Source organism: uncultured Maribacter sp. (genome assembly GCF_947500985.1).
Classification (GTDB): Bacteria; Bacteroidota; Bacteroidia; order Flavobacteriales; family Flavobacteriaceae; genus Maribacter.
Genome location: NZ_CANMTX010000001.1, coordinates 27,082 through 45,798, shown reverse-complemented (window position 1 = coordinate 45,798; position 18,717 = coordinate 27,082). Strand labels below are relative to the sequence as shown.

Below are 18,717 nucleotides of genomic sequence, written 5' to 3'. Positions count from 1 at the left end.
TGATACTATTTTTAATCTTCAATTAGTTCATTCCATCTATCTATAAATTTTACACTTGCAGCAATTTGCCGTTCAATGTTTCTAGCTCCTCTTTCTAACGTAGCATCTTTTGGATCCAACTCGCCCCAAACACCGGTACTAGTCATTTCTTTAGTAGAGGTTTTCTTTCCGGTTTCCACTGCTTTTAAGCCCTCAGAAAGAAATAATAATTTAGCAATTGGTTCCTCTTTTATAACATCCGGTAGCATTTTAGCCAAATGATTAGGAAGCGTTAATTTGGTTGCAGTAGCCTTTTCTTGTTGTACCAAACTAGGCATTAAGAATAATGAGTCTGATGTTTCACCAGTACCTGCATGACGATCTAGTTTCGTTATATTGATAGGTGCAGCTTCTTTTAAAAACGGCTTAGTAACCACGGCATAATCAACCGCAACTGCAGCTGTTTTTTGATTTATCTGATCAACCAAAAATGTAGTTATAGCCGTATTACCGCCATGAGAATTCATAAATACGAAGCGTTTAAAACCATGCTTTATCAAACTCTCTACGGTCTCCATATGTACCTTTACAATTACTTCAGCACTTAACGTTATTGAGCCAGCAAATGCCATGTGATATGGAGATTGACCTGCCATTAAAACTGGCGCTACCAGAATATCTCGTTCTTGTGCAATTAGTTTGCAAAGCTCTACGCCGTTTATAAAATCTGTACCTATGGGTAAATGACTGGAATGTTGCTCTAAAGCCCCTATGGGTATGATAACCATATCTGACTTTTTCAGAAAAGCTTCCACTTCTGGTACCGTCATATGAGGTAAATAATTTTTAATCTTAGCCTCTTTCCAAAGAGGATTAGTTTTGGTGGTACTTGTCATATAAATAGCATTGAATGCAAGCGGTAATTCTTTTATAATTACAGTCGCTTTATTTAATTAATATGGTTTCTAAATGAACGGGAATGATAACGTTGGCATCTGGTATTAAGGCTTTCACTTCTTCTATAAAAGGCAGTACCTTTTTCTTGATCGGATCTTCTTGAGAAAAACCATAGGGTATTCTAAAATTATCCCAATGTGCAGGAATTATAGTCTTTGGGTATCCGGTTAGTTCTAAGAGCCTTTCTGTGTATTTATATACTTCCAATCGAGAAAGATTTATTCCCGGTATCAGAACGTCAGGTTTGAGTCCGGCTACTTCTCTTTCTATAAAATTCATTGACCCTGAAGTAAGTATTTTATGCGAATCGACACGCAATAGAAACATTAAAGAGCCACCCTCTACAAATTCTCCTACTTTTAAAGGAATAGTTAACTTGTCCGGATGAGAATATGTTCTTGAATCAAAATAACACTTATCCCCTAATGCCGAATGAATAGAGGGAATCACCCTAACAGAAAAATCATCGAATTGATAATCTTCTCCACCCTTTACGGTAATCAATTGCTTTTGCGGTATACCATAAGCCTTTAGAATTGTAGCTGTAGTTTCCGTTCCAATAACAACAGCACCCGTCTTTTTAGCAATGTATGGCACATCTGCCAGGTGATCAGTGTGTGAATGATGCACCAAAATATAATCTGCTTTAGTAATTACTTTATTAATTGCAACGGTATCCGATTCGTAGATGTCGTCACTATTGAAAACTTTACGTTCATCTCCTTCGCCATAAAATCGTGGATTTCCTTTTAATTTAAGTCTAGATATATAAGGGTCTACCAGTACAGTAAGACTATCATTTGAAATTTCCCAGCCTGCCACACCTAGATATTTCATTTTCAGTTCTTGACTCAATAAATTTTGAGCGCTTATTAGAATGCAACAAAAACAGATATACTTTATAAAAGTTGTTTTTAACTTGACCATATAATTATCTCAATTTTATATTTCTACTATACACTATATCTCTACAGCATTTGTCCTAGATGTTATGATAATACCAAAAATTAATTTTGGTGAAATTTTAGCCTAGTCTCTAGTAGTTTTAAAATCGGCAGCTTCCCATAAAGGTTCACTTTCATAGTAATTACCATTAGTCATCACTGCGGAAACTGACCTTAAATTGGAAATATCCGTTAAAGGATTTTTGTCTAAAATTGCAATATCAGCCTCTTTACCAATTTCTAATGTTCCTGTTTCATCTCCCTTACCCATTACAGTTGCTGGGATTATGGTTGCTGTTTGAATTGCTTCGAAAGGAGTTAACCCACCATATTTCTGGTATGTTTCCAATTCTAAAAAATGTCCGAATCCTGGCGCAAAATTATCTGTACCAGCAACTACAGGAATTCCGGCTTTAAAAAACTTTCCAATAACTTCAGCTGATTTAATAATATTTTGTTTGGACAATTCAGCACGCTTTTCATTTGCTCCAGTTCTAAACCTTTTGCTTTCAAAAAGCTCATATGCCATTCTACCAGCATCTGGCTCTAATGTCTCCATTGGCTCTCCTTTCGGCAACGTTCGAATAACACCTAAGCCAAGCGTAGGATCTAACACCGTACCATGTTTTAAATAAAAGGCAATCGCTTCATTTATTTGTGCATCTGTAATATCATTTTTTGCCATATAAAAAGCTCCCAAGTCAGATACTTTTTGATCAGGAAACAATACTGCCAATATTCTATTAGAATGGCTCAACATATCCATACCGCTTTCAACTGCCTTATTAGTACTATTTACCAAAGCTGGTACATGACCTGTTACCGTCATACCTACTTTATGAGCCTCATCTGATAATACTTTCAAAATTTCAGGTTCAATAGAGGTATAAATCTTAATTTGCTCGTATCCGTTTTTGTGATATAGTGATACAACTTCTTTAGCTTCTTCTACCGATCGCGCTCTAATAATTCCGTTTCCTTTTGGACCAGGTCCGTCGGTCATACCTGCCAATAATATATCTGGACCCGTAGCACCATTCTTAGTTATAGCATCTCTAAAAGCCGTAGCAAACTCTAGCTCATTGCCATTATCCCTAATAGTGGTTACACCACCTGCCAAATAAGCTGGACCCCATTGTACTTGATTAGAATGCGCATGCATATCCCACATACCGGGCATTAAGGTTTTACCTGATACATCTATAATTTTAGCATTATCAGGAATTGTAATTTCGGAAAAACTACCTATTGATGTTATACGACCATTTTCTATTATAACAGTCATATTTTTTTGTGTAGCATCTTTTAAACCATCAACAACATCGCCACCTACCAAAGCAGTAATTTGTGATTGTTCTCCTTTTAAGCTTTTAGTGTAACCAGAAAGTTGCGCCATTTGTTCCTCCACATTTCCTTTAATAAAATATGGCTTAGCTTCTTCATATCCTTTTTTGATCAACTCTCTAATTTGAGTATTGGCCTTAACAACAGCAACCAAGTTCTTAGACTTGTCTAGCCATATCGTTCTACCGCCCCAATTGATTCCTTCAACAACATAACGATCAAGTGCAACATCTTTACCGGCAATCTGAACAATATCTTCTCCTTTATGCTTCAAAGAAACTTCTCCTCTAGGTAAGGTCGGTAACGCAGTAGTACCGTTTTGCTTAAAGTAATAATGATATAGCATCATTTCAATACCAGCAGGAATGTTACTGTTCACTGTAAAAAATGCTTCTTTTTTATTTGAGGTAACCATATCAAAATGCTTTTCCCAAATGGAGATTTTATCTCCGTTTACTTCCATCTTAATGATATTGGTAGTATCATTATTAGAAATACGTCTACTGAAATAAGAAATTGGTTCTAGGTCTGTTGTCAAGTATAATTTTGACTCTACTCCACTAATTCTTCCTCGTTCATTTTCTCCTTGAATAGAGGTTACTATAATAGTGTCATTCTTTGTAGAAACGTTATAGGTCTCTTCTCCTATTTGAGACTGCCTACGATAAACAAAGAATTTACCCTCATCTTCGAAATTTTCCCATTTAGAGGTTTTAGAAGTTTCAGAAGAGCATGCTGTAAGCAATGCTAAAAAACCACAGATGATTAAATATTTTACTTTCATATTATTGTGTTAGTTGTGTTCTTGTATTATTATCAAATCTTAATTTTTTATGGAAATTCAGGAGTAAATCTATTGAAGTAATATCGGTTTATCTCGTCTGAGTTACTTTCAATAATATCTAACTTGTCATCTCCATTTAAATCAAAAACAGTAATATCATAAGTATTAAAATCTTCATTTGCCAAGGTTATTTTCTCCCAAATTTTTCCGTCATTAGAATTAATAAAAACTGAATTAGAACCTCTGACATTAGCTATGATAATATCCATATCTCCATCCTTGTCCAAATCACCTAAAGCTATAGAATAAGATTTATCATCACTAGGATCAAATGCTATCTTACGTTGGTAGGTCTGCTTTTTATCCCCAAAATAAATAACATTAGACTCTCCGATATTCGCAGTTACAATATCTAAGAATCCGTCTTTATCTATATCAGCAATAGCTACAGAACGGGTAATATCATTACCTGTGCCATATGGCACTTTCTTGGTAAACTGTAAATTACCTTCATTCAAATACACAAAATTTGGTTGATCATCTCTATTCGCAAGGATAAGATCAAGGTTACCATCACCGTTCATATCAGCAACTTCCACATCGATTGTCGAATCTTCCTTATTTCCAAAACCTATTGACTTAGAAAAAGTTCCATCACCGTTATTCAGGCAAATCTCATTCTCTTTACCTCTATTGGTTATTAGAATATCTTTATCGCCGTCTTGGTCAATATCTGCAACTACTATATTTCTTGTTGGTGCATACGCCACCCCAAAACTTGAAGCTCTTGTAAAGTCACCTTTGCCATCGTTTAGAAATATGTAATTTGGTGCCATGTCGTTACCTACGGCTATATCTAAATCTCCATCGCCATCAAAATCGGCAAGTTCTGTAGAATAGGTTGTTTCACTCTCTAATCCTAAGCTTTTTGAAACTGTAAATACCCCTCTACCATTATTAACGAATATTCTGTTTTGTCCTGGCCAGTGACGACCGTTGGCTACTAAAATATCTGCATCGCCGTCATTATCGATATCTCCAACACCTACAGATGCTGTTCTCTCTTTATGCGTACCCAATATTAATCTACCACTGGTAAAAAACTCCAACGATTGCCCATTGACGGTGTATAAAAAAAGGGAAAAAAGAAAAATTAATTTTACTTTCATTTTATATTTATTTAAAGTGTTTGATACCCATTTTGTTATAAAGCTCTTCGGCGAAATAAAGATGTCCTCCCTTTATCGTCCACTCTACTCTTCTTATATCACTTATATTTTCTAAAGGATTACCATCAACAAGAATAAGGTCTGCTTTTTTACCTACTTCAATCGACCCTAAAGAATCTGAAACACCCGTTATCTTAGCAGAATTAATTGTAGCCATCTTTATTACTTCTGCAGCAGGTATACCTGCCTTTTCATATAACTCCAACTCTCTATGATATAAAAAACCTGGTAAACCATCTGTACCCGGTACTATAGACACACCTCGTTTGTACATGTCGTTCAACGCATTAAGCATATTCGTATAACTATCTTTATACAAAGCAACCTTTTCACCAGCTTTAGGTAGGCCTCCACTATAGAAAGCGCGCTGTTCTATTAACGGTAGTCTATTCATTATTTTGCTATATGTTGGGCTGGGTTCTCCTTTTTGAGAAACAAACATATTCTCAAAAATGGCCATCGTAGGATCTACTAGAATATCTTTAGATTTTAATAATGACACAAAATCTAGATATTCCTTTGATTTTAAATCTATATCAACCCCATGATTCGCAACCATGGTAAATCTCAATGGTGTTCTGGTATCTATAGTATCTGACATGAAATTCAAAAACAACATATTCATATGCTGAATTTCATTATAACCTTGGTTGATAGCTTGTGAGGCTGTCATATAAGCAGGTATATGACCACTTACACGCATACCTAACTCATGCGCTTTAGCGGCTAAAGGTTTTACCCACTCTGGCCTTATTGAACTGTATAATTTAATTTGATCATAATCTAAATCTTTATAAGATTGAATTTCAGCCAAACCTTCTTCTAAATTATCAACTACATTTCTTTGGTTCGCAAAAGGTCCAGATCCATCTATAATACCACAAAAAGTGACAATATTAGGACCTATAATCTCATTCTTATCGAACTGTTCACTTAATTGATTCAATTGCTTATTATTCGCTAGATCCCTAACTGAGGTTACACCACCCGCTAAATGTAAAAGCCCCCTAAATTTTGTGTTGTGCGTATGCATATCGAACATACCAGGCAAAAGCGTTTTTCCTGTACCATCAATAACCTGAGCAGTTCCATTTAAAATTTTCCCCTTAGATGGTTTTATAGACTGGATAACCGTTCCGTCTATAAAAACATCTTGATTGTATACAATAGTCCCTTCAGGAGAAAAGACATTCACATTTTTAATAATGGTCTTATCAATTTGATGGGAAAGCTCTTTTGATATTTTAATCAGATAATTATCCTCATATGTATCCTGCAAAGATTTTAGTTCTTTTCTAAACTCTTTGAAATCTTCTCTAATGATATGAAGGTTACCAGAAATACTGGCTATCATTACATTCTTTTGAATCCATAAATACGTCGGGTTCATATCTAAACCTTTGACCATTAAAAGGTTTATTGGTGTACTATCAGAAAGAGTTATTGAAAAATCATCAACCAACTCTACTTTACCCTCAGGATATAGATTAATTTTTTTATCCTCAGACTTTAGTAAAAGTTGCGCAAGAATTTCATAGACAGCAGGTGAACCGTCATGTCTAAAATATAGTTGGTTACCATTAAAATCACCTTTATCTTCACTCATGGGGTTTTTCCATGAAGCAGTACTACCTGTAACTATAAAGCTTTCGCTAATAGAATCTTTTAGATAATTCACACCTATAATAGAATCTGACACTATGAAATTTTGATTATTCAGAGTAATTTTCTCTGTAACCTCTGGTCCACGACCTCTATCTGTATAGGTGTAATAAAAATTAAAACTATTATCGCCAGTACTCCATTTTTCATATGTACCTGCAAGGTTTTCACGAAATACCACATCGTAAATCGTTTTAATTTCGGTTTTTGCTGTGTGATTATCTTTGCACGAAAAGAGTATTCCAAAAATAAGGATGATATAAATACTACTATTATTCATAAATGTGTATTTTGATTCCTAGGTTAGGATAAATATTTTCAAATCTCTGTTTTATGGTTTTAGAACTTCCTTGTTGAAGCGAATCCAGTTTTGACCTAATATTTTTTCTATATCTCCGGTACTATAACCTCTTTTGTCAAGGATCTTTGCGACCTGCAAATATCTATCAGGTTTATCTAGTTCAGGAATCCATGGTGGCCATTGTACTTTGTATGAAGGTTTAAATCTAGTTAGTCTTGGCACATACCAATTTTCTCTTGTTGCACCCGTAGCTTCTAGACCTTGTATAGCAAAATCTGCAGCTACACCTACATGGTCAATTCCACCTATTTTAACTGCGTGATCTATATGGTCTACATACGTTTCTAATGTTGTATCCGTCCCTAAGTTAGGTCCGATCATATACCCCAGACATATGATACCTATAATACCCCCTTTATCTGCCATAGCCTTTATCTGCTCATCGGTTTTGGAACGTGGGTGATTCTTGTGCAATGCCTCGCACATAGAGTGATTTATGGAAACCGGAGATTTACTAAATTCTATACCATCGTTGGTTGTTTGCTTACCACAATGAGAAAGGTCTATAATAATACCCAATTCATTCATTCGTTCTACAACTTCAACGCCATAGTCAGATAACCCTACATTGGTTCTTTCGGTACTCCCATCTCCAATTAAGTTACGAGAGTTGTATGTAAGTTGCATCCATCTCATACCAGCCTCATAAAGGGTATCTAAATTTTTTATAGTGCCTTCTAACATTCTAGAACTTTGAAAACCTAACATTACGGCCACTTTATCTTCTTTTTTGGCAGTAACAATATCATTGGCACTTTTGGTCAACAATAATCTATCTGGATTATTACTGATAATTTGTTTCCATTCTTCTATACTCTTTAGAGATTTTTCAAGTTTCCCAGAATCTAAAGAAGCATTAAAACCGGTATAACCAGATTCAGCCAAAGCTTTAAAAGAATCTTCATTCCAATTACGAGAAATGACCAGACCATCATAGACGACAGCTTTTTTAAACAGTTTCTCTATTCCTTTTTCCCCAAGAGTCTGTAATAATTGCTTACTTGAATCTGCAGGTATAGATTCTAAAATATTATTTAACGAATAAGCTGCTTGAGCAGGAAACAATGCTCCTAACGAAAGTAATTTCGCAAGATTTCTACGTTGTGTATCCATATATTTCTTGATTTTTAAAGTGAAAAAAATCCAATATTTTTATGCTGTAAAAAAGTACACATTGAGAGAAACGAAGTCTCTCAATGTGTTCAAAAACTAACAAACAAATTAGTTTACTAATTAATACCCAGGATTTTGTTCAATGTTAGGATTAACATCTGTCTCATCTTGAGGTATTGGCATTATTACCGTATCTGCACCATAAGGAATTAAACAGATTTGTGCCGTACAGTTTGTTCTTACAATATCCATTTTATTACGCATTAAATCCCATAGTCGTTGACCTTCAAAAGCCAACTCTAATCTGCGTTCCAAGAAAATAGCATCGCTAAGAGCATCGCCAGAATCTGAATTATCCGGCTCGTCTGCAATGGCACGTTGGCGTACCATGTCTAAATCATCTTGCGCACCAGCTATATCAGTACCTATTTCCGCTCTAGCTTCTGCACGTATCAAATACATTTCTGCCAGTCTAACAACCTTTACATTATCAAAACCATTGATATCTGGATATTTGATCATCCTATTTGGTGCAAATTCACCAGTTAATAAAGTATCTACTTCAAAAGTGCTTAAACGAGCATCATTCTCAGGGTAAAGATCAGCTACATCATTTGAAGGAAGATAATCACCAAAACCTGCTTGTAGATAAAGACCTGCAATACCATTACCTCCAACATTATCTGTTTCGGTCATCGATATTTCAAAAATAGACTCAGAGCTATTATCCGTAGTCCATAAATCATAATAATTATCATTGGAAATTAAACTATAATCACCTGATTCTATAACACTTGAAGACATTGCTTCTGCATTCGGCCAATCTTCTTGAAAAAGATAAACTTTTGCTAATAATGCCCTAATAGATGTAGGTGACAAAGTATTTGAATTACCACTTCTAGAGTTGTCATTCATAAAAGAAATACCGGTAGTCATATCAGAAATAATTTGTTCATATACTTCTGCTACGGTACTTCTTGATGGTTCATTATCCAAATCGAAATTTAACACAATAGGGACTCCTGGATGACTAGCACCTGTAGTAAATTTATATTGCTGAGCAAACATGCGTACTAAATCAAAATACATCAAACCCCTTAGCGCATAAGCTTCACCGATGATATGGTTTTGATCATCTAAAATGGCATCTGCCAAAATCGTTTCTGAATTGATGATGGCATTAGCAGCGTTAATTCCTTCATAAGCACTACCCCAAAGCGCTTGTGCCTGTCCATCAGATACTCTTTGAATATGTTCGGCATAATCTACAACTCTGTTTGCTTGACCATTTTGTTTTACGTCATCAGCCAAAACATCAGGAATCATAATCATGTAACGCCCATAATATTCTGAACCAGACAATTTATTATATATGCCGGTAATAGAAGATTCATAACCATCAAGGTCCAATAAGGCCTCGGTATCCGAAACAGATTGTTGCGGAGTTAGTTCTAAATAAGATTCTGAACAAGATAATACGAGTCCAGCCAATATCGTTAATATAAATATTTTATATGTTTTCATGTTTTTCATCTTTTAAAGTTGAATATCTAAACCAATGGATACAGTTTTCACCGCCGGCGTCTGTCCTGTGTAACTACCATTAATACCTTGTTCTGGATCGATGTACAGAATATCCTCTTTCACAAAGGTTAGGATATTAGTTCCTCTAGCATACAATCGCATAGAATTCAAACCTAATAGCGAAGTAATCTTTTCTGTAAAATTATAGGCAACCGTTAAATCTCTTAATCGAATATAACTACCATCATATAACCATCTAGTTTGGTTTCCTTCATTACTACCATTACGACCACCCCAAACAAACTGAGGTACTAAAGCATCTGTTGAACCAGGTTGCCATCTGTTATCATAAATAAAGTCAGCTGTACTTCTTGGCGTAAGTCTTCCGTCTCCTAATGTACCTCTTGCTCTAGAATCAAAAATATAATTACCCGAAGAATAGATAAAATTGGCACTAAGGCTTAAATCTTTGTAAGTGAACATGGTATTAAATCCTCCAAAAAAGTCTGGTGTAGCAGACTTATCGTCTAAAAAGCGTTCTGCATCACTGATATCATTCGTTATCGTTGTTTTTGAAGCATCTGTATACCATTGTGGATCACCATTTTCTTGGTTCACTCCAGCCCAGCTATATAAATAGAAAGATTGAAAATCTTCACCTTCTTGTCTTCTATACGCACCGTCTGTAAAATCGTCTGTAAGTTCTGTGATTTCATTCTTTAGAAATGTGGTATTAAACCCAACATTCCAACTAAAGTCTTCTTTGTCGATGATATCTGCATTCATTGAGATTTCCAATCCTGAGTTTTTCATTTCACCAAAGTTTTGGGTCAACGAAGAGAATCCTGAAGTCAAGGTAATAGGCACATTTAAAATTAGGTCTGAAGAAATACGTTCAAAATATTCAACTGTACCGCTAATTTTTGAGAATAGACCAAAATCTACACCTACGTTAAAATTCTGCTGACTCTCCCAAGTAAGATCAGGATTAGCAATTTGGCTTGGACTACCACCTGGATTACCGTCATAATCTTGACCAAAAACGTAAAGCCCTTGTGAAGGGAAATTACCAATGGCAGCATTACCTGTTACACCCCAAGAACTTCTAACTTTAAGTAAATCTAAAAAGGAAACATCCTGTAAAAAAGATTCTCTACTAGCAACCCAACTACCACCAAAAGAATAAAAGGTACCCCATCTATTATCAGCACCAAATCTAGAAGACCCGTCTCTTCTTAAACTACCTGAAAGAAAATATTTTCCATCGTAGTTATAATTTAACCTAGAAAAGGCAGAAACAAAGGTATACTCCGATTTTGACCCACTAATGGCAAACTCTGCCGATGCACTATTTAATGTTCTTAAACTTTGGTTAGGAAATTGCGTTCCTGAAGCACTAAAAGACTCATTAACAGTTTCTTGAGCTTCAAAACCTGCTAAAACATTAAAATTATGGTTATCGCCTAAAGCAAAATTATAATCTGCTGTTTGCGTACCTACAAAGGTTCTAAGTGACGTATTAGCCTCGTAACCAATACCCCCAGAATTTCTTCCGCCACCATATCTTGGATTTTGATATTGCGATTCGGTTAACGTAAGAAGGTCAAAGTTTAATTGTGAACGAAATGTCAAATTTTTCACTGGTTTAATAGAAACCGCAAAATTATCGATAACTCTAAACTGTTTATTTTCCCAAAGGTCATCACCACTTAAAGAACCTACTGGGTTAGCACCTCCCAAAGGAAAATAGTTGGCATGTTCTCCATTAAATCTTCCTTCTTCATCATAAATAGGAATTAATGGCGATAGTTCCAAAGAGTTTTTAAAGGGATTATTGAAAGACCCGCCATCAAAAAAGGTATTAGTAGTACTGTTAGAAACCGATATGTTATTGGAAATTGTTAAATAATCTGTTGCTTTAAACTCTATATTACTTCTAGCACTCAACCTTTTGAAACCAGATCCTATAATATAGTTCTCTTGGTCATAATACCCCCCTGAGAAAAAGTACTTTAAATTGTCGGTACCACCACTAGCACTTAAATCATAACTTTGAGTTATTCCCGTTCTAGTAATTGCATCTAACCAATTGGTATCAGTAGGTTCTCCAGTTGAAGGATCAATCAATTGTTGAAAAGTAGCATCAAATCTAGCTTGCGCTTCCGCTGCTGTATCTCCACCATTAACATAACCTTCAAGAAAAAGTTCTGTATACTCTGCAGCATTCAATGGTTTTAAAATCTTATTGTATGCTTGTGAATTAAAGCCTGTTAATGTTTTTAAGGTAATGTTAGCCTTACCAGACTTTCCTGATTTTGTAGTAATTAGAATAACACCATTTGCTCCTCTAGACCCATAAATTGCAGTTGAAGATGCATCTTTTAATACTGAAATAGATTCAATATCATTTGGGTTAATCGACGCCATAACATTGGTACTACTTCCTCCATTATCTATGGTACCAATACTACCATTTTGTATTGGAATACCATCTATAACATACAATGGCTCACTAGAAGCTGATATAGAACCTATACCCCTTATTCTAACTTGTGTATTTCCACCTGGAGCACCATCTACCGCACTTGCCTGCAAACCTGCAGTACTACCTCTTAATGCTTGCTCGAAACTAGAAACAGGTGCTTGTTCAAAAGTTTCACTTTTTACTACTCCTACAGAACCTGTTAAAGATTCTTTTGTTTGCGTACCATAGGCCACAACAACTACTTCATCTAAAGAAGCTACATCTTCTTGAAGTACAACGTTAACTGTTGTTCTATCGTTAATAGAGACTTCTTTAGTAAGCATACCTATATAAGAAAAGACCAAAACGGTACCGTTAGCCATATCAACAGTATAATTACCATCAAAGTCTGATTGGGTACCTACGGTAGTTCCTTTAATTAAAACATTTACCCCTGGCAACGGTTGTCCACCAGCATCGGTAATTGTTCCGCTAATTGTAGTTTGAAAAACTGTTTTAGAACTTAAAGAATAATCTATTGTTGAGCTTAGAGGTGATTTTTTTACAACTACCTGATTTCCAATTATTTTATAACTCAAATCGGTATTAGAAAAAGCTTTTTCTAAAACGGTATTCATTTTAGCATTTTTCAGCTTTAACGAAATTTTCTTACTTGTATTTAAAACATTGTCCTTGTAAAAAAAAACATATTCACTTGATTTTTGAATTTCTTCGAAAAATTCTTCGACAGAGATATTCTTTACGTCTATCTCTATTTTATTTTGAGCAAATACAGAGTTAGCGTAAACAGATGATAGTCCTATACCGATAAATAGTAGAAATATTCTCATAATCGTTAGAATTGCGACTGGTATGATATTTTTCATATTTTTGTGTTGGTTATTTAATGTTGCTGTAAAACAGCAATATTGATATTAATTGCCGGAAGATGCGGGAACATCTTCTGGCTTTTTTATTTATTGCTACTTCAAAAAAAATTATTCAGTTTTATTTCATTGGCGAAAAGATTATTTGATTATTATTTTATTATCAGTTTTTGAAAATTCCATATTAGTACTTTCTCTTATGCTGTTTATCACAGAAAGTATATCTTCATTCAAATCAAGATAGCCAGAGAAAGTTTCTGTAGCCAATTTTTCATTTTGTATGGCTATTTCTACATTATAGTATCGTGATATTCTTTTCATTATAAATTTCATATCGTTATTCTTGAATATGAGAAAGCCATCTTTCCATGAAAAGTAATTATCAACATCAACTTTCTCAGAAACAATACTTTTGGTGTTTTTGTCATAACTAGCTTTAGTACCAGGAGAAATCTTCATCTTATCTGAATGAGTAGAAGCTGTCTTCATATTTTGATAACTTATTTGAACACTACCACTTTTAAGGATGGTATTCGTTGAGTTTTCATCTGGATAATTTGTGACGCCAAAAACAGTACCTAATACTTCTACCACCTGTGTATCTGAAATAACATAAAAGGGTTTCTTTTTGTTATGGGTTACCTCAAAAATTGCTTCACCCTCTATATATACTTCTCTTTTATCTCCATGAAAGGCAATAGGGTATACTAATTTAGAACCTGAGTTCAACCATACTTTACTTCCATCAGAAAGGGTCAATGTTGATCGTTTACCGTAAGGAACGCTTAATGTATTGAAAACAACCTTTTCTGAATCAGCAATATTCTGATTAAAAGTTTGACCATTACCTATGGTCACATTTTTACCGCTTTTAGAATAATTAATAGCAGCAACGTCTTCTTTAATTTTTAAATCGTTGCCTTTACCCAAAGTAAGAACTACTTCATTTGAAGTTGGGTTATTATTTTCAATGGTTGAAGAATTAACAAAGTCAGTTATTGAATTTGTTTCTGAAGTCATGTTGTTGTAATAAAACCCAAGGCTTATACAACCAATAAAACATGCTGCAGCTAAACTTTTATACCATACATTTCTATTTCTTCTTTTATCCTTTTTAATAGTATTAAAAATTCGTTTTTTCAAATCCGTATTTTCCTCATCGGTAATCGATGAAAAATTTACATTATTCGGATTTATTTTTTCCATAGTTAAATATTAATTATTGGTTAGGCTTTTAAACCTATCAAAGCACTCTAAAATAATAAGCAAGGAATTCTAAATTTATAGACAATTTAATTTAACAAACTACCTTAATGCCTTCAAAGCCCTATATATTATAGTTCTAGCTGTTTGCACTGACACATCCATTATTTCAGAAATTTCTTCATAACTGCGATCTTGATTAAACCTTAAAAACAAACCTTTTCTTTGTTTTTTGGTTAACGAATCTAAGGCTGCTGCCAAAATCATACGTTTTTCGGTTACAAGTTCTTTTTGAATAATTTCTTCTTCATAAGAAGTAGTATAATTTCTTGTCTGTTGGTCTAATGAATATTGGTATTCATCTGTAATAGATACCGTTTTAGTAGTATACTTTCTATTAATCTTTCTCTTTAAGCATTTAAATAAATAGAACTTCACATTATCGGTCATTGATAAATTCTCGCGGTATTTGTATAAATCAACAAAAAGATCGTGAATACAATCCATTACATAAGTTCGATCTTTTATACAATTTATACCATAGCTAAATAAACAGTCTATATATATGTTGTATAAATCGCCAAGAGCAGACTCATCACCATCTATTAACTTTTTCCAAACATGGGTTTCTGTATTCTTAACAACAAAAACCTTTTTCTTATTTGCGCCCGACTCTTTATCTTCTTCATCTTGCACACCAAAATCAGAATTTACGGCTAAACCAAGTTTACTATGTTTTTGCATGAAATAAAGAATTTAGTGGATTCATCAACAATCCCTTTCTATTCTAAGTAATATATTTAAGTTTTATAGACATAATTGAGAATTATTTAATAAATTTTACAATTCTTTCAATTTTAGACTATGAATATTTGATTATTCTTAGTAGAAGCACCTCTAAAAATGCTTTCTCATAATAATAAATTAACATTTAATTTACACGTTTGGTTTTTGCCTAATTAGCATTCTAAAATTTAATGGTGTTTTAGTTTAGTTTAAATGTTTGAAATACAAATAGAGCTAAAATTTATCTAAATAGATAAATTAATTCTTTTAGATTAGTGTTTATCATATATGTAATTGTACACATATCCGTACGTTGGCAAACATTAAAACAGAGAATAATGAAAAAATTTATGGTTGTTGAAAAATTCAAACCTAATTGCCTTGAGAAAAATAATGAATTATGGAATAAGAAAGGACGAATGCTTCCTGAGGGTCTTTACTATTTAAATTCTTGGGTTAATAAAGAACAGAGTATTTGTTTCCAACTTATGGAAACAAATAACCCTGAATTATTTGATGAATGGACGAATAATTGGAAAGAATATACAGATTTTGAAATCTTCCCAATAGATTAAGTGCCTTTACAAAATAATTGAAATGAACAAAGCTAACCATGCGTCTGAATTTAAAATCATTGAAAAATTAGCAAAAGAGATTTTGCACTAAGTTTATGACCCAATAATTCCTGCTGAACATACCGATTATTTTTTGACGGAATTCTAATCGAAAAATGCAATTAAAAATCAAATTAATAATGAGCATTTCAGTTATCTTCTCTTAAATTTAAACGGTAGAAATGTTAGATATTTATGTATTCAAAAACTAAATAAAAAACTGATTTTGAGTAAAATTTATATTTTGGAATCGTTTCGTGGACTAAAAATCGGAATAATAGCATTGGAATATGTTAACGGATTTGCAAGGGATAACGGAATTGAAAAAATTGTTAATCAACAAAACCAAAATACGATTGACATTTATCTAAAAAACGGATTTAAAATTATGGAATCTATTATAAACTCGTTCCCGAATGGACATTCTATTGAGGATTATCAATGTTGTCGAAGTCTGAAGCTTCACCGTATAAAGTAACCTTAATTCTCTCTTTTGTTCTTTCTAGTTATATCAACAATTTACTGAGAATCAAACTTAAGATGTATAAAAGTAATAGCGGTTTGGGTTTTAATCCAAACCGCTATTATTTTTAATTAAGTATATTGTTGTCCGAAAGCAAATGAGTTTTAATCCGCTACTAATCTTATACTAAACGTTGGCATCAATTATGAAAAATAGTGTCCAACACCTGATATTCTTAGTGTTATTTGTGGCTTCGTTTGTCACATACGGACAAAGGAAAAAACCAAAATATACTTTCAAAATAGACGAAGTTGCTGCGGAATTTGAAGCTCAACTTGCTGAAAAAAAGATAGACACTGTAATGCAGGCTTACTATCTTTTTGATAATGGACGAGGTCACGATTCCACCAAACTATTTTTTTGGACGGAGGAAGCAAAAAGCTATGTTAAAGCAATAAAAAATGATAATAAAAACAGTGTTAAAGAATTTGACCGTAAAGAATGTTCAGAATTCTCCAAAATACTGGTTTACTATTTTGAAAAAATAAAAGACATTTCAAGTCCTATTTCAAAACCTACTTTATCAATTTCACACAGCTACGGCTATTTCATTAAATTAGAAATTAACAAAACGGTATTCAAAACATATCTTAGAAATGAGCGACTATTCGATAATGACCACGCCCTAGCAAAATGGATAAGTATGATTGCAGAAGTTGCTAAACCCTACATTACGGAAGAATAGAAACAAAAAAATCGTATCTCTAAAAGCATTTCGTCTATTTCAATTCTATAACAACTAACTGCGCATTACAAATTCAGAGTAAGCCCAAAACTAACATTAGAAGATTGATTATCGTCTAGTTCAAAATTGAAATTGATTATGGCACGTTATCTCATAGCATTTAACTTTTATAATAATATTTCTACAACTTAATTTATAAAATATCACAGTTGAAAAGAGGATTACAAAAATAACAGTACTTATTAAAAATATAAATAGTAAATCATCTTGTTAACACATATTTCTTGACATTTTATTTAAAAAAGACCAAAAAACCTTTCTTTTTGGCAAGTAATGAAATTAATTTATAAACTTAAATACTTGTTGATTTGCGTATTTATGCTATATTGAAAATTAGTTAGACAATATTTATGCAAATAATTTTTATTCTACTAAACCAATAACTACAGTTCCTACTTTATATAATGACGCAAAAAAAAATGACCATTAAAGATATTGCCAAGCTAGCTGGTGTATCTAAAGGTACTGTAGACAGAGTATTACATAAAAGAGGAAAAGTCTCTAAAGAAGCACTAGAGAAAGTAGAGAAAATTTTAAAAGAAATTGAATATCAACCAAACCCAATTGCCAGGAACCTAAAAGAAAATAAGGTTTATAAAATTTCTATTTTAATACCAGATTACGAAATAGATATTTTTTGGAAACCAGCTCATGAAGGTATCAAAGAAGCCGAGAAAGAATTTGGACCATTTGGCGTACTAGTAGAGAAGTTTATATACAACCCGTTTCAAAAAGAAGATTTTCATCAAAAATCTATTGAAGCTATAAGTGTTTTTCCTAATCTACTTTTAATAACTCCCCTATTTGAAAAAGAATCTTTTTTAATAAGTAAAACGTGTAAAAAGAAAAATATAAAAGTTGCTCTCTTCAACAATCATATTAAATCTAAAAATGCTGAAAGTTATGTTGGACAAGATTTAATTCAGAGTGGTAAAATCGCAGCAGATTTAATTTATAAAACCTCAAAATTAAATTGTGATATTGGCATTGTTCATATTAACTTAGAACCACACCTACTCTTAAAAGAACAAGGTTTTAAAAATTACTTTTCAGAGAAAAATAGTAATATTCGCATTTTAGAATCTACAAACTTTAATACGAACAACCAAACCAAATTCGTTAATGACATTACCATATATTTAAAAGCACATCCCAAATTAGGTGCTTTATTTATTACGAACTCTCATGTTCATGAAGTTGCAGAAATTGTTTCAAAAATTAATAAAGACTGTGCTATTATTGGTTATGATTTAATCCCTAAAAATGTCACATACTTAAAAAAGGGTAAAATTAACTTTCTTATTCACCAAAGACCAAAAGAACAGGCATATCTAAGCATTAGCTACTATGCCGAATATTTCTTATTTGGCAAAAAGGTTCCTCTTAGCAATCTGCTTCCAATAGATATTATTACCAGCGAAAATGTAGATTATTATTTATAAATAACTAATTTTTAAGGAATATTCAGCTTTTCAGCATAAAAAAACATAATCTAAAAATTATAGTGTGTTCGAGCACATTTTAACGTTAATCTACTAGGACATTAGATTATTAAGTTTACATTCACATAACTTTAAAAGAATATTTAGAACCAAAAT

General features: G+C 33.1%; 14 protein-coding genes. 4 read left to right on the top strand and 10 right to left on the bottom strand.

Annotation, left to right across the window (positions count from 1 at the left end; genetic code table 11):
• Window positions 1-11: 11 nt before the first annotated feature.
• The 10 genes from Q0871_RS00135 to Q0871_RS00090 all read right to left on the bottom strand — a co-directional run bounded on the left by Q0871_RS00135 (window position 12) and on the right by Q0871_RS00090 (window position 15,195).
• Entirely contained in the window at window positions 12-875 is an 864-nt protein-coding gene (locus Q0871_RS00135) for a creatininase family protein (protein WP_299316796.1), read from the bottom strand.
• Between the two features lie 49 nt (window positions 876-924).
• On the bottom strand, window positions 925-1,773 hold the full coding sequence (locus Q0871_RS00130) for an MBL fold metallo-hydrolase (RefSeq protein ID WP_299316794.1): 849 nt from the start codon (window positions 1,771-1,773) through the stop codon (window positions 925-927).
• A gap of 192 nt (window positions 1,774-1,965) precedes the next feature.
• Entirely contained in the window at window positions 1,966-4,008 is a 2,043-nt protein-coding gene (locus Q0871_RS00125; RefSeq protein WP_299316792.1) for an amidohydrolase family protein, read from the bottom strand.
• Between the two features lie 47 nt (window positions 4,009-4,055).
• The gene (locus tag Q0871_RS00120) at window positions 4,056-5,177 is read right to left on the bottom strand and encodes a VCBS repeat-containing protein (RefSeq protein WP_299316790.1); all 1,122 of its coding nucleotides are present in this window, start codon (window positions 5,175-5,177) and stop codon (window positions 4,056-4,058) included.
• A gap of 7 nt (window positions 5,178-5,184) precedes the next feature.
• A complete protein-coding gene (locus Q0871_RS00115; RefSeq protein WP_299316787.1) occupies window positions 5,185-7,179 on the bottom strand; it encodes an amidohydrolase family protein in 1,995 nt (664 codons plus the stop codon).
• Between the two features lie 51 nt (window positions 7,180-7,230).
• Window positions 7,231-8,373, bottom strand: a complete 1,143-nt coding sequence (locus tag Q0871_RS00110; RefSeq protein ID WP_299316784.1) for a membrane dipeptidase — start codon at window positions 8,371-8,373, stop codon at window positions 7,231-7,233.
• Window positions 8,374-8,493: 120 nt separating this feature from the next.
• Window positions 8,494-9,897 carry a RagB/SusD family nutrient uptake outer membrane protein gene (locus tag Q0871_RS00105; RefSeq protein ID WP_299316781.1) on the bottom strand — a complete coding sequence of 468 codons (1,404 nt, stop codon included), beginning with the start codon at window positions 9,895-9,897 and terminating at the stop codon, window positions 8,494-8,496.
• Between the two features lie 12 nt (window positions 9,898-9,909).
• The gene (locus Q0871_RS00100; protein WP_299316779.1) at window positions 9,910-13,248 is read right to left on the bottom strand and encodes a TonB-dependent receptor; all 3,339 of its coding nucleotides are present in this window, start codon (window positions 13,246-13,248) and stop codon (window positions 9,910-9,912) included.
• Between the two features lie 141 nt (window positions 13,249-13,389).
• Window positions 13,390-14,454 (bottom strand): FecR family protein, encoded by a 1,065-nt coding sequence (locus Q0871_RS00095; RefSeq protein ID WP_299316777.1) that lies wholly within the window; start codon window positions 14,452-14,454, stop codon window positions 13,390-13,392.
• 99 nt (window positions 14,455-14,553) lie between these two features.
• Window positions 14,554-15,195 carry a sigma-70 family RNA polymerase sigma factor gene (locus Q0871_RS00090; RefSeq protein WP_299316775.1) on the bottom strand — a complete coding sequence of 214 codons (642 nt, stop codon included), beginning with the start codon at window positions 15,193-15,195 and terminating at the stop codon, window positions 14,554-14,556.
• A gap of 380 nt (window positions 15,196-15,575) precedes the next feature.
• On the opposite strand from Q0871_RS00090, the gene Q0871_RS00085 reads away from it, so the two are divergent.
• From Q0871_RS00085 to Q0871_RS00075, 4 genes are all read left to right on the top strand, one after another.
• The gene (locus tag Q0871_RS00085; RefSeq protein WP_299316773.1) at window positions 15,576-15,812 is read left to right on the top strand and encodes a DUF3303 family protein; all 237 of its coding nucleotides are present in this window, start codon (window positions 15,576-15,578) and stop codon (window positions 15,810-15,812) included.
• A gap of 160 nt (window positions 15,813-15,972) precedes the next feature.
• Window positions 15,973-16,329, top strand: a complete 357-nt coding sequence (locus Q0871_RS18690) for a GNAT family N-acetyltransferase (RefSeq protein ID WP_367275117.1) — start codon at window positions 15,973-15,975, stop codon at window positions 16,327-16,329.
• 190 nt (window positions 16,330-16,519) lie between these two features.
• Window positions 16,520-17,059, top strand: a complete 540-nt coding sequence (locus Q0871_RS00080) for a hypothetical protein (protein WP_299316771.1) — start codon at window positions 16,520-16,522, stop codon at window positions 17,057-17,059.
• Between the two features lie 464 nt (window positions 17,060-17,523).
• Window positions 17,524-18,561, top strand: a complete 1,038-nt coding sequence (locus tag Q0871_RS00075; RefSeq protein ID WP_299316768.1) for a substrate-binding domain-containing protein — start codon at window positions 17,524-17,526, stop codon at window positions 18,559-18,561.
• Window positions 18,562-18,717 lie beyond the last annotated feature (156 nt).